Annotated in this window: 11 protein-coding genes; 10 read left to right on the top strand and 1 reads right to left on the bottom strand. The window is 65.6% G+C overall.

Features of this window, described 5'->3' with window-relative positions:
• The first annotated feature begins 32 nt into the window (after positions 1-32).
• Together obgE and IVB13_RS18660 are read left to right on the top strand one after the other, a co-directional pair.
• Entirely contained in the window at positions 33-1,073 is a 1,041-nt protein-coding gene (gene obgE, locus IVB13_RS18665; protein ID WP_018459859.1) for a GTPase ObgE, read from the top strand.
• 131 nt (positions 1,074-1,204) lie between these two features.
• Complete coding sequence (locus tag IVB13_RS18660) at positions 1,205-2,839, top strand: alkaline phosphatase family protein (protein WP_018459858.1); 1,635 nt, start codon at positions 1,205-1,207, stop codon at positions 2,837-2,839.
• Between the two features lie 137 nt (positions 2,840-2,976).
• On the opposite strand, the gene IVB13_RS18655 is transcribed toward IVB13_RS18660, so the two are convergent.
• Positions 2,977-3,942, bottom strand: a complete 966-nt coding sequence (locus IVB13_RS18655) for a Bug family tripartite tricarboxylate transporter substrate binding protein (RefSeq protein ID WP_247489949.1) — start codon at positions 3,940-3,942, stop codon at positions 2,977-2,979.
• Positions 3,943-4,137: 195 nt separating this feature from the next.
• Between IVB13_RS18655 and proB the strand changes: the two genes are divergently transcribed.
• The 8 genes from proB (at position 4,138) to IVB13_RS18615 (ending at position 12,676) form a co-directional block, all read left to right on the top strand.
• The gene (proB, locus tag IVB13_RS18650) at positions 4,138-5,259 is read left to right on the top strand and encodes a glutamate 5-kinase (protein WP_018459856.1); all 1,122 of its coding nucleotides are present in this window, start codon (positions 4,138-4,140) and stop codon (positions 5,257-5,259) included.
• Positions 5,260-5,446: 187 nt separating this feature from the next.
• Positions 5,447-6,742 (top strand): glutamate-5-semialdehyde dehydrogenase, encoded by a 1,296-nt coding sequence (locus IVB13_RS18645; RefSeq protein WP_018459855.1) that lies wholly within the window; start codon positions 5,447-5,449, stop codon positions 6,740-6,742.
• Positions 6,743-6,762: 20 nt separating this feature from the next.
• Positions 6,763-7,407 (top strand): nicotinate-nucleotide adenylyltransferase, encoded by a 645-nt coding sequence (locus IVB13_RS18640; protein ID WP_026233892.1) that lies wholly within the window; start codon positions 6,763-6,765, stop codon positions 7,405-7,407.
• Between the two features lie 238 nt (positions 7,408-7,645).
• Positions 7,646-8,002, top strand: coding sequence for a ribosome silencing factor (gene rsfS / locus IVB13_RS18635; RefSeq protein ID WP_007598906.1), 357 nt, complete (start codon positions 7,646-7,648; stop codon positions 8,000-8,002).
• Between the two features lie 96 nt (positions 8,003-8,098).
• Entirely contained in the window at positions 8,099-8,581 is a 483-nt protein-coding gene (gene rlmH, locus IVB13_RS18630) for a 23S rRNA (pseudouridine(1915)-N(3))-methyltransferase RlmH (protein ID WP_018459852.1), read from the top strand.
• 33 nt (positions 8,582-8,614) lie between these two features.
• Positions 8,615-9,946 carry a peptidoglycan DD-metalloendopeptidase family protein gene (locus IVB13_RS18625; RefSeq protein WP_018459851.1) on the top strand — a complete coding sequence of 444 codons (1,332 nt, stop codon included), beginning with the start codon at positions 8,615-8,617 and terminating at the stop codon, positions 9,944-9,946.
• A complete protein-coding gene (locus IVB13_RS18620; protein WP_018459850.1) occupies positions 9,943-11,298 on the top strand; it encodes a S41 family peptidase in 1,356 nt (451 codons plus the stop codon). The genes IVB13_RS18625 and IVB13_RS18620 overlap by 4 nt, the downstream gene beginning before the upstream one ends.
• Before the next feature lie 145 nt (positions 11,299-11,443).
• On the top strand, positions 11,444-12,676 hold the full coding sequence (locus tag IVB13_RS18615; protein WP_018459849.1) for a divergent polysaccharide deacetylase family protein: 1,233 nt from the start codon (positions 11,444-11,446) through the stop codon (positions 12,674-12,676).
• Positions 12,677-12,748 lie beyond the last annotated feature (72 nt).

Below are 12,748 nucleotides of genomic sequence, written 5' to 3'. Positions count from 1 at the left end.
CCGCGCGGGACCGGCTGGCCTACCTATGGCCCATGAAATTCCTAGACGAAGCAAAGGTCTATATCCGCTCCGGCGACGGCGGAAACGGCTGCGTGGCGTTCCGCCGCGAAAAATTCATTGAATTCGGCGGCCCCTCCGGCGGCAATGGTGGCCGCGGCGGCAATGTCATCATCGAGGTCGCCGACGGGCTGAACACGCTGATCGACTATCGCTACCAGCAGCACTTCAAGGCCCAGAAGGGCGAGAACGGCTCGGGCTCGGACCGCCACGGCGCCAATGGCAAGTCGATCGTGCTGAAGGTCCCCATCGGCACGCAGATCTTCGATGAAGATCGCGAGACCATGATCCACGATTTCACCACTGTCGGCGAAAAGTTCGTGCTGGCCGAGGGCGGCAATGGCGGCTTCGGCAACGCGCATTTCAAGACCTCGACCAATCGCGCGCCGCGCAATGCCAATCCCGGCCAGCCCGGGGAGGAGCGCTGGATCTGGCTGCGGTTGAAGCTGATCGCGGATGCCGGCCTCGTCGGCCTGCCCAATGCCGGCAAATCGACCTTCCTTGCCAAGGTCAGCGCGGCCAAGCCGAAGATCGCCGACTATCCCTTCACCACGCTGCATCCGCAGCTCGGCGTCGTGAATGCCGACGGCCGCGAATTCGTGTTGGCGGACATCCCCGGCCTGATCGAAGGCGCGCATGAAGGCGTCGGTCTCGGCGACCGCTTCCTCGCCCATGTCGAGCGCTGCCGCGTGCTGCTGCATCTCATCGATGCGACCTGCGAGCACGCCGGCAAGGCCTACAAGACGGTGCGAACGGAGCTGGACGCCTATGCCGGGCAGCTCACCGACAAGATCGAGATCGTCGCGCTGAACAAGATCGACGCGATCGAGCCGGACGAGTTGAAGAAGCAGAAGGAGCGGCTGAAGCGCGCCGCCAAGAAGACGCCGCTGCTGCTCTCCGCCGTCACCGGTGACGGCGTGCAGGAAGCGTTGCGCTCTCTTGCGGATGTGATCGGCGAGAGCCCGGTGTCTGCGAAAGCGAAGAGCGCGGCCGAAGCGGAGCCGTGGTCGGTTTGATTTTTCGTCGTCCCGGCGAAGGCCGGGACGACGCTGGAGTGTACGGCCGCAGACGCGTGCATCGCTGATAGCTTGTCTTCGCGCCCTCGATAGCGCAGCATCCCACAATCAAGAAACGGCAGGGATCACGCATGGCGCGCGCGAAGAACGTTCTCTGGATCATGTGCGACCAGCTTCGCTATGACTATCTCGGCTGCACCGGCCATCCCACGCTGAAGACACCGAACATCGACGCCATGGCGAAGCGCGGCGTGCTCTTCAGCAAGGCCTATGTGCAGTCGCCGATCTGCGGCCCCTCGCGGATGTCGTTCTACACCGGGCGCTACATGCGCTCGCACGGCTCGCACTGGAACGGCTGGCCGTTGCGGGTCGGCGAGCCCACCCTCGGCGATCACCTCAAGAAGCTCGGCGTGCGCTACGTGCTGGTCGGCAAGACCCACATGGCGCCCGATCTCGAAGGCATGAAGGCGCTCGGCATCCCGCCGGAATCGATGATCGGCGTGCACGTCGCCGAATGCGGGTTTGAGCCCTATGAGCGTGACGACGGCCTGCATCCCACGGGGCGGCCGCGTCCGAAATACGACGAATATCTGCGCCAGCAGGGCTTTGATGCGCCCAATCCCTGGGAGCATTGGGCCAATTCAGGCGCGGCCGAGGACGGCTCGCTCCAGAACGGCTGGCTGCTCGTGCATGCCGACAAGGCCGCGCGCGTGCCGGACGAGCATTCCGAGACGCCCTACATGACGCGACGCGCCATGGATTTCATCGGCGAGGCCGAGACCGACGGCAGGCCGTGGTGCCTGCATCTGTCCTACATCAAGCCGCACTGGCCCTACATCGCGCCCGAACCCTACGCCAGCATGTATTCGACATCGGACATGATCCCGGTGATCCGCTCCGAGCGCGAGCGGCAGAACCCGCATCCGGTGTTCGGCGCCTATATGGACATGCGCTACTCCCGCAACATGGCGCGCGACGATGCCCGCGAGAAGGTGATCCCGACCTATATGGGCCTGATCACCCAGATCGACGCCCAGATGGGCGTGCTGATGAAGTTCCTGGAGGAGCGCGACCTGCTGGACACCACCATGATCGTGTTCACCTCCGATCACGGCGACTATCTCGGCGATCACTGGATGGGCGAGAAGGATCTGTTCCACGAGCAGTCGGCGAAGATCCCGCTCATCATCATCGATCCCTCGAAGGAGGCGGATGCGACGCGTGGCACGCGCAACGATGCGCTGGTCGAAGCCATCGATCTCGCGCCGACCTTCGTCGACTATTTCGGCGGCAAGGTGCCGGGCCATATCCTCGAGGGACGCTCGCTGCTGCCGCTGCTGCGCGGCGAGAGTCCGCCGGATTGGCGCAAGGTGGCGTTCTCCGAATACGACTATGTCATGCAGGACGTGCGGCTGAAGCTGAATCAGCCGATCGAACGCTGTCGCCTGTTCATGGTGTTCGACGGCCGCTGGAAATACATCCACGCCTCAGGCTTCCTCCCGATGCTGTACGACCTCGAAACCGATCCGGAAGAGTTTCTGGATCGCGGCGACGATCCCGAGTGCGCCGGCGTCATCGCTCGACTGCAGGCCGAGCTGTTCGACTGGGCGCTGCATCCCAACGACCACATCACGACGCCGCGCGAGAAAATCGCCGCCTATGCCGACAACCAGCTCCAGGTGAAGGGCGGGATTTTGATCGGTGTTTGGGACGAAGCGGAGCTGGCGTCGATCAAGGACGGGATCGCGCAGCGCGCGAAGCTGTGAGTGAGCGGAAAGAGCCTCTCTCAGCTCGTCATGCCCGGGCTTGACCCGGGCATCCACGTCTTGCGTTAGGTGGCGGTGCACGTGGATGGCCGGGACAAGCCCGGCCATGACGGCGGAGAGCGGAGCGCAAACAGAAACTAATTCTCGATCTTGTACCCCGTCGCCTTCACGACCGGCTGCCAGAACGCGGTGTTGGCGGCGAGCTCCTTGGTCAGACCTTCCGCGCTGCTGCCCACCGGGATCAGACCGATCGCGGTGAGCTTCTCCTTCACCTCGGGCTTGGCGAGCGCGGCGCTTGCGGCCGCGCCGAGCTTGCTTGCGAATTCCGGCGAGCTGCCGGCGGGAAGCCACATGCCGTACCAGGCGTCGGCGACGAGATCGATGCCGCTCTCTTTCAAGGTCGGCACCTCTGAGGCAAAGGGCGAACGTTCCGCGCTGCTCACCGCGATGATCTTCACGCCCTTGGCGCGATGCTGCGCAAGCGCGTCGGCCAGCGTGGTGATCCCGAACGGAACATGGCCGCCGACGAGGTCGTTGAGGATAGCTGCGCTGCCGCGATAGGGCACGCGGCTCAAGGGAATGCCGAGGTCCTTCTCCAGCTTCGAGCCCATGAAATGCGGAATGGTGCCGCTGCTGGGTACGCCGAACGAGGTCCTGTCCGGATGTGCCTTCAGCCAGGCCGCGAACGACTTGAAATCCACAGCGTCGACCGCCGGGCTGATCACCAGCGCAAATTCAAAGCGCGCCAGCAGCGAGACCGGGACGAAATCCTTTGCAGCATCGAAGCTCGGAATCGTCTCGACCATCGGCAGCAGGTACATCGTGGGTCCGGTCGTCACCAGCACCATGCTGCCGTCGGGGCTTCCCCCCTTCACCGCCTTGATGCCGATCAGGCCGTCACCGCCGGTGCGGTTCTCGACCACGATGGTCCGCTGCAGTGCCGGCGCCATCTCCTGCGCGTTCAGCCGGCACAGCGTGTCGCCGCCCGCGCCGGCCGCGAACGGGAAGATGATCTTGGTGAGCCCAGCCTGTGCGCGCGTCGCTCCCACCTGCGCCAGCAGCGGCAGGCTCAGACACCGGACCATGAATTTGCGGCGATCCATGGGTTTCCTCCACCGTTATGGTTGGCAGCATGAGAGCCGGACGGCCGCCCGGGGCAACCCGGCGTTCATCCTTTAGCATGCCGGCGCCTTGCGCGGGCCATCGTCCTGCTGCAAAAGCAGGGCCTCATCGGCGCCGCTCTCGCTCCGCCGTGTCCGATGCAGAGCAATCCGTCACACGCGCCAGCACTTGCACACATGGCCAGCCCCGAACTCAGTCAATTCCGCCGCATCGTCGTCAAGGTCGGCTCCGCGCTGCTGGTCGATTCCGACAAGGGCGAGGTGCGCGCGTCCTGGCTTGCCGCGCTCGCCGACGACATGGCCAAGCTGCATCGCGAGGGGCGTGACGTGCTCGTCGTCTCCTCCGGCTCGATCGCGCTCGGCCGCAGCCGCCTGAAATTGCCGCGCGGCCCGCTGAAGCTGGAGGAGAGTCAGGCAGCCGCCGCCGTCGGTCAGATCGCGCTCGCCCGCATCTGGTCGGAGGTGCTTGGCGCCCACGGCATCGGCGCCGGCCAGATCCTGGTGACGCTGCAGGACACCGAGGAGCGCCGCCGCTATCTCAACGCGCGCTCCACTATCGGCAAGCTGCTGGAGTGGCGCGCGATCCCCGTGATCAACGAGAACGACACGGTCGCCACCAACGAGATCCGCTACGGCGACAACGACCGCCTCGCCGCGCGCGTCGCCACCATGGCCAGCGCCGACCTGCTGGTGCTGCTGTCCGACATCGACGGGCTCTACGACGCCCCGCCGAAGAACAACCCGAACGCCAGGCTCATTCCCGTCGTCGACAGCATCTCCTCCGAGATCGAGGCTGTGGCAGGCGACGCCGAGTCCGAGCTGTCGCGCGGCGGCATGCGCACCAAGGTCGAAGCTGCCAAGATCGCGACCACCGGCGGCACGCATATGCTGATCGCCTCGGGCAAGATCGAGCATCCGTTGCAGGCGATCGCCGATGGCGGCCGCTGCACCTGGTTCCTGACGCCGGCCAATCCCATCACCTCGCGAAAACGCTGGATCGCGGGCTCGCTTGAGCCGAAGGGTACGCTGACGATCGACGCCGGCGCGGTCGCGGCCCTGCGCGCCGGCGCCAGCCTGCTGCCGGCCGGCGTGATCAAGGTCGAGGGCCAGTTCGCCCGCGGCGACGCCGTGATCGTGCGCGGCCCCGACACCAGCGAGGTCGGCCGCGGCCTGATCGCCTACGACGCCGACGATGCCGAGCGGATCAAGGGCCGCTCCTCCCCGGATGTCATGGCCATCCTCGGCATCAGCGGGCGGTCCGAGATGATCCACCGGGATGATCTGGTGGTGGGCGGGTAGCCGCTAGGGCATCCGAGTAGGCGCCGGCCGAGGCGTGGATGGCCGGTCAAGCCCGGCCATGACGCCGGAGCTGGGCCATTGATCGAGCTGCCGTCCGGCACGTGAAGCCCTGCCATACCCTGCCGACCCTTCGCAAAAGCGGGATTTCCGTGCTAGGACACTGCCTTAGCAGAAGGTTGAAACTCCCATGGCCGCCCCCCTCAAAGCCGTCGACGGCAATGCCGATCTTCAGGCGCTGATGACCGATCTCGGTACCCGTGCCCGCGCTGCCGCGCGCGTGCTGGCGCTGGCGCCGCCGGAGCAGAAGAACCGGGCGCTCGAGGCCATGGCGCGGGCGATCCGCAACAATGCCGCCGCGATCCTCGCCGCCAATGCCGAGGACGTCACCGAGGCCCGCGCCTCCGGCAACGCCACCTCGTCCTTCATCGACCGCCTGACGCTGACGCCGGCGCGGGTGGAGGGCATGGCCGAGGGCATCGGCATCGTGCGCGGCATTGCCGATCCCGTCGGCATCGTCACCGAGAGCTGGCAACGGCCGAACGGCATGACCATCGAGCGCGTGCGCGTGCCGCTCGGCGTCGTCGGCGTGATCTTCGAGAGCCGGCCGAACGTTGCGGCGGACGCCGGTGTGCTGTGCCTGAAGTCGGGCAATGCCGTGATCCTCCGCGGCGGCTCCGACAGTTTCCGCTCCTGCCGCGCGATCCATGACTGCCTGGTGCAGGGCCTGCGCGAAGCGGGCCTTCCCGAGGCTGCCATCACGCTGGTGCCGACGCGCGACCGCGCGGCGGTAGGCCAGATGCTGTCGGGATTGAATGGCGCCATCGACGTGATCGTGCCGCGCGGAGGCAAGAGCCTCGTCGCGCGCGTCGAGCAGGAAGCGCGCGTGCCGGTGTTCGCGCATCTCGAAGGCGTCAACCACATTTACGTCGACGGCAGCGCCGACCTCGCCATGGCGAAATCGATCGTGCTCAACGCCAAGATGCGCCGCACCGGCGTCTGCGGCGCCGCCGAGACGCTGCTGGTCGATCGCGCCGCAGCCGGTAAAAACCTCAAGCCGCTGGTTGAGATGCTAATCGAGGCCGGCTGCGAAGTGCGTGGCGACGACGCCGTGCAAAAGATCGATGCGCGCGTCAAACCCGCGAGCGCGGACGATTGGGACACCGAATATCTCGATGCGATCATCGCAGCGAAGGTGGTGAACGGCGTCGACGGCGCGATCGCGCATATCCAAAATCACGGTTCGCACCATACCGATGCGATCGTGAGCGCCGACGAGACCGCTGCGAAAAAATTCCTGAGCGAGGTCGATTCCGCGATCGTGCTGCACAACGCCTCGACGCAGTTCGCCGACGGCGGCGAGTTCGGCTTCGGTGCCGAGATCGGCATTGCCACCGGCAGATTCCACGCCCGCGGCCCGGTTGGCGCCGAGCAGCTGACGAGCTTCAAATATCGCGTTCACGGCACCGGGCAGACGCGGCCGTAGACGACGCAGGGCGCGGGGCATTGAGCAACAATTTCGTCGCGCCACGTTTCTTCGCGCAGGCCATACCGACCCATACCTCGGGCATGCGCATCGGCCTGCTCGGCGGCTCGTTCAACCCGCCGCACCAGGCCCATCGCGCGATCAGCCAGTTCGCGCTGAAACGACTCCAGCTCGATCGCGTGTGGTGGCTGGTGACGCCAGGCAATCCGCTGAAGGAGAACGGCGCGCTGCATGAGCTCGGCGCGCGCATGCAGGCGGCGCGCGAAATGGCCGACGATCCCAGGATCGAGGTGAGCTGTCTCGAATCCGTCATTCGCACGCGCTATACCATCGATACGATCAACACCTTGCGCCGCCGCCTCTCGGGCTTGCGCTTTGTCTGGATCATGGGCGCCGACAACCTCGCTCAATTCCATCGTTGGCAGCACTGGCGGCGCATCGCCGACCAGGTGCCGATCGCGGTCATCGACCGTCCGCCGCAGAGTTTTCGCGCCCTCGCCTCTCCCGCCGCCCAGGCGCTCAGGCGCTATCGGATGCCGGAGAATGAGGCCGCCTTGCTCGCGGACCGGCCCGCGCCAGCCTGGGTGTTCCTGACCGGAATGAAGCTGAATCTCTCGTCGACCGGCTTACGGAACCCGGACGGAAGCTGGAAAGGTACGAAGTGAGTCAGATTGTGCGAACGCCATGCGGTCTTCGGGCTCTCTGGCATATTGAAACCCTTAACCCCACATGATGTAGTGTAACCAGTGGGCGCCGGATTCGGCGTTCGCGATACAGTGAAAGGAATGGTCCCTGACCACATCTGTATTGTCCAAGACAGCCTCACCCAAGACGGCTTCACCGAAGTCTGTTTTACCCAAGGTTGCCAAGCCGACGCGTAAAACATCGACCAAAGCTGCGGCCTTGAAGGCGCAACCCGACGCCGACAAGACGCTGAGCCTGATCCTCTCCCGCCTCGACGACATGAAGGCGGAAGAGACTGTGACCATCGACCTTCGCGGCAAATCGGCCTACTCCGACTACATGATCGTCACCACCGGCCGGGTGAACCGGCACGTCGGCGCGATCGCGGAGAACGTCGCCAAAGGCCTCAAGGAAAACGGCATCAAGAACATCCACGTCGAGGGCTTGCCCAATTGCGACTGGGTGCTGATCGATTCCGGCGATGTGATCGTGCACGTGTTCAGACCCGAGGTCCGCGAGTTCTACAGTCTCGAGAGATTGTACACGCAGGGCCCAGGGGCGGCGAAGGCGATCTGAGAGGCTGCTGGCCGATTTCGAATCGGCTGACGCGCATGCTAGCGTCGTGCGCGCGCAGATCGCGCGCGGTCCAGAAAACGCGACCCTGAACATATCATGCGCATAGCCGTCATTGCGGTGGGCCGGCTGAAGCAGGGCCCCGAACGGGAGCTTGCCGAGCGCTATTTCGAGCGGTTCGACGAGGCCGGCCGCAAGCTCGGATTCCGCGAGCTCGCCATCCACGAATTGCCCGAAAGCCGCGCGCGCGATACGGCGACGCGGATGGCCGAAGAGGCCGCGGCGATCTCCGCCCATATTCCCGAAAAGTCGGTGCTGGTGGCGCTGGACGAGCGCGGCCAGAATCTGGATTCGACCGTATTCGCACGGCATCTCGGGCGCTGGCGCGACGAGGGTGCCGGTCATACTATCTTCATGATCGGAGGGGCGGACGGACTTTCGCCCGAATTGCGCCGTAAGGCCAAGCTCGTGATCGCGTTCGGCTCTGCGACCTGGCCGCATCAAATGGTCCGCGTCATGCTTCTGGAACAGCTTTATCGGGCCGCCACCATTCTGGCGGGCCACCCCTATCACCGCGCGTGATCCGCGCCACAACGAGCACCTTTGCTTAAAGCGATGCGAGCGCCGATTTTCAACCTGCTGCTGATCGCCGGCGTTGCCGGCGCAAGCCTCGCGCAAGCTCAGACGCCTGCACCGCAGACTGCGGCCGTAGCGCCCGATGCGATCAAGCAGCGCGAGCAGGAGCTCGAAGCCGCGCGCGCCAGCAAGAAGAGCGCTGAGGAAGCGCAGGCCAAGCTCAAGGCCGAGATCACCTCGCTCGGCCAGGACCGCACCCAGCTCAATCAACAGTTGATCGACACCGCCGCCAATGTGCGCACCGTCGAGACCAAGATCGACGAGGCCGAAGCGCGGCTGCGATCGCTGAACGGCCGCGAACAGGCGATGCGCAGCTCGCTCGATTCACGCCGCGCCGACATCGTCGAGGTGCTGGCGGCCTTGCAGCGCGCCGGAAGGCGGACGCCGCCGGCACTTCTGGTACGGCCCGAGGATGCCCTGCAATCGCTGCGCACGGCGATGCTGCTCGGTGCCGTGGTGCCGGAGTTGCGCGGCCGTGCCGAGAAGATCGCGGGCGAGCTCGGCGAGCTCGTGGCCTTGCGCAAGACCATCGCGACCGAGCGCGACCAGCTTGCCTCCGACCGCGACAAGGTGCGCAACGACCAGACCCGGCTCGCGGCTCTGGTCGACGAACGGCAGCGTCAGCAGGCGTCGCGCGAAAAGGACCTCGACGCCGAGAACGCGCGCGCCGTTGCGCTCTCAAGACAGGTCGGCGATCTCCAGGGGCTGATCGCCAAGATGGAGCAGGATCTGCAAAGCGCCGCCAAGGCGGCCGAGAAAGCAGCTGAGGCCGCCAAGCAGGCCGAGGCCAAGGCGGCTGCAAACGCGGCCGCCAGCGCCAAGACCGGCCCCGGCACATTCAAGGATCGTTCCCGCACCACCCCTGCGATGGCCTTCGCCGCGGCCAAGGGCCTCCTGCCTCTGCCGGTTAACGGTAACAAGATCAGGGATTTCGGCGGTTCGGACGGGCTCGGCGGGGTCCAGAAGGGCATTTCGCTGGCGACGCGGCCCGGCTCCCAGGTCACGACGCCGTGTGATGGCTGGGTGGTCTATGCCGGCCCGTTCCGCAGCTATGGACAACTCTTGATCCTCAATGCCGGGGGCGGGTATCATGTGCTGATCGCCGGGATGGAGCGCATTTCGGTCAACATCGGACAATTCGTGCTCACGGGGGAGCCTGTCGCGACCATGGGGTCGACCTCTCAAGTCGCCTCCATTCTCGCCACGAACGCGAGTCAACCTGTGCTCTATGTCGAGTTCCGCAAAGACGGCACTCCAATCGATCCAGGCCCATGGTGGGCCGCAAATGAAGGCGAGAAGGTTCGCGGATGATGCGCAAGACTTCAGTTATCCTCCTCAGCGCGGCCACCGGTGCGGCGCTGACGCTGTTCGTGACGCAACCGCGCGCGGTCTTCATGGGCTCCAGCGCGCGAGCCGCCACTGCGGACACCTATCGCCAGCTCAATTTGTTCGGCGACGTGTTCGAGCGCGTGCGCTCGGACTATGTCGAGAAGCCCGACGACACCAAGCTGATCGAATCCGCGATCAGCGGCATGCTTACCGGTCTCGATCCGCATTCGAGCTACATGGACGCCAAGAGCTTCCGCGACATGCAGGTGCAGACCCGCGGTGAGTTCGGCGGCCTCGGCATCGAAGTCACGATGGAAGACGGCCTGATCAAGGTGGTCTCGCCGATCGACGACACCCCGGCCTCGCGCGCCGGTGTCATGGCCAACGACATCATCACCAATCTCGACGACGAGGCGGTGCAGGGCCTGACCCTGAACCAGGCGGTCGAGAAGATGCGCGGCCCGGTCAACACCAAGATCAAGCTGAAGATCATCCGCAAGGGCCAGGACAATCCGATCGACGTCACGCTGGTGCGCGACAACATCCGCGTCCGTTCGGTGCGCGCCCGCGTCGAGGCCGACGACATCGCCTATATCCGCATCACCACCTTCAACGAGCAAACCACCGAAGGCCTGAAGCGCGAGGTCGCCAACCTCTCGAATCAGATCGGCGACAAGCTGAAGGGCTACGTCATCGACCTCCGCAACAACCCGGGCGGCCTGCTCGAGGAAGCGGTCACCGTCTCCGACTCCTTCCTGGAGAAGGGCGAGATCGTCTCGACCCGCGGCCGCAATGCCGAGGAGACCCAGCGCCGTACCGCGCATACGGGCGACCTCACCAAGGGCAAGCCGGTCATCGTGCTGGTCAACGGCGGCTCGGCTTCGGCGTCGGAGATCGTCGCCGGCGCGCTGCAGGACCACAAGCGTGCGACCATCGTCGGCACACGCTCGTTCGGCAAGGGCTCGGTGCAGACCATCATTCCGCTCGGCTCCGGCAACGGCGCGCTGCGTCTGACCACGGCGCGCTATTACACGCCGTCGGGCAAGTCGATCCAGGCCAAGGGCATCGTGCCCGACATCGAAGTGCTGCAGGACGTGCCGGACGAGCTGAAGTCGCGTACCGACACCAAGGGCGAAGCTTCGCTGCGCGGCCATCTCAAGAACGACGGCGACGAGAAGACCGGCTCGCAGTCCTACGTTCCGCCGGACGCCAAGGACGACAAGGCGCTCAAGCTCGCCGACGATCTGCTCCACGGCATCAAGAACAGCGCGTCCGCGGCGCCCACGCCGGGCGGCGACAAGGCCACGACCGACAAGCCCAAAGCGGCGAACTAGGTCGGCGCATCGCGATCTGACGAAAAGGGCGGCTCCCGGAGCCGCCCTTTTTGCTTGGAACTCCTGATATCCCCCGGCCTATCCCGGCCTGCCGCCGCTTGACCCCGGCGTGGTATCGTCATTGCTGAGTGATTCGGGATCGCGCATGACTGAAACGGCCGATGATCTGAGCGCCCCGCTCGGACGGGACAAGCCGCGCCGGAAACGTCGGCTGCGGCTGCCGTTCACGGCCATGCAGCTGCTCGCGGTCCTGCTCGGACTGTTCCTGGTCACCTTTGCCGGCTTCGCCATCTTCAACAAGGATCCGCTCGGCGGCGAGCCAATGACACGGCTCGCGATCCGCGAACCCAATGCCGCAGACAAGGCTGGCGACGACAAGCCGGCCGCGGCCGGCCATGGCCAGGACAGCAAGCAGGAAAGCAAGCAAGAGACCAAGGACGCACCGAAGCAGGCGGGCGAGCAGAAGACCGTCACCATGATCGACGGTTCCACCGGCATGCGCCACGACGTGGTGATCGGCGGCGATGCCGCCGGCAAAAGCGAGACGGCGGCGGCCTCCGCACCGCCGCCCGTCATGGCCGGGATCGACCCAAAACTTCTTGAGAAATCGCGCTATGGCATGATCCCCGCGGTTTCCGGGGATCTGAAGCCGTTCAACGTCTATGCGGCGGATGCCGACCGCGCCAAGGCCGCCAAGATGCCGGTGGTCGCGATCCTGATCGGCGGCCTCGGCGTCGGCGCCGCCAAGACCACCGATGCCATCATGCGGTTGCCAGCGGCGGTGACGCTGGCCTTCACGCCCTATGGGTCCGATCCAGGAAAACTCGCCGAGCGCGCCCGCGCCCAGCGCCACGAGATCTTCCTCCAGATCCCGATGGAGCCCTATGACTTCCCCGACAACGATCCGGGACCGCAGACGCTGCTGACCTCGCTGAGTGCCGACCAGAACATGGACCGCCTGTACTGGCATTTGAGCCGGATGCAGGGCTATGCCGGCCTCACCAATTTCATGGGCGCCCGCTTCATCGCGACGGAGCCGGCGATGCAGCCGATCATCCGCGAGGCGGCCAAGCGCGGGCTCGGCTTCTTCGACGACGGCTCCTCGCCGCGCAGCATCGCGCCGCAAGCGGCCGGCAGCCAGGCGATGCCGTTCGGCAAGGGCGATATCGCGATTGACGCGGTGCCGACCCCGGCCGAGATCGACCGCGCCCTGACCAAGCTCGAAGCGGCGGCGCGCGAGCGCGGCGTGGCCGTGGGCACCGCCTCCGCCCTCCCGGTCTCGATCGAGCGCATCGGCGCCTGGACCAAGACATTGGGCGACCGAGGTATCCTTTTGGTGCCATTGACAACCGCGATGCTGAAATCAAAATCCAGCTAAATCAACGGATTGGTATGGTACAGGCCCGCGGGGCCTGCTTAAGCCTTACCGACAGCATGCGAGAGGTCTGGC

This window comes from Bradyrhizobium sp. 17 (genome assembly GCF_023073515.1).
Classification (GTDB): Bacteria; Pseudomonadota; Alphaproteobacteria; order Rhizobiales; family Xanthobacteraceae; genus Bradyrhizobium; species Bradyrhizobium canariense_D.
The sequence above is the reverse complement of the archived record's forward strand: the minus strand, read 5'-3'. Positions and strand labels throughout refer to the sequence as shown.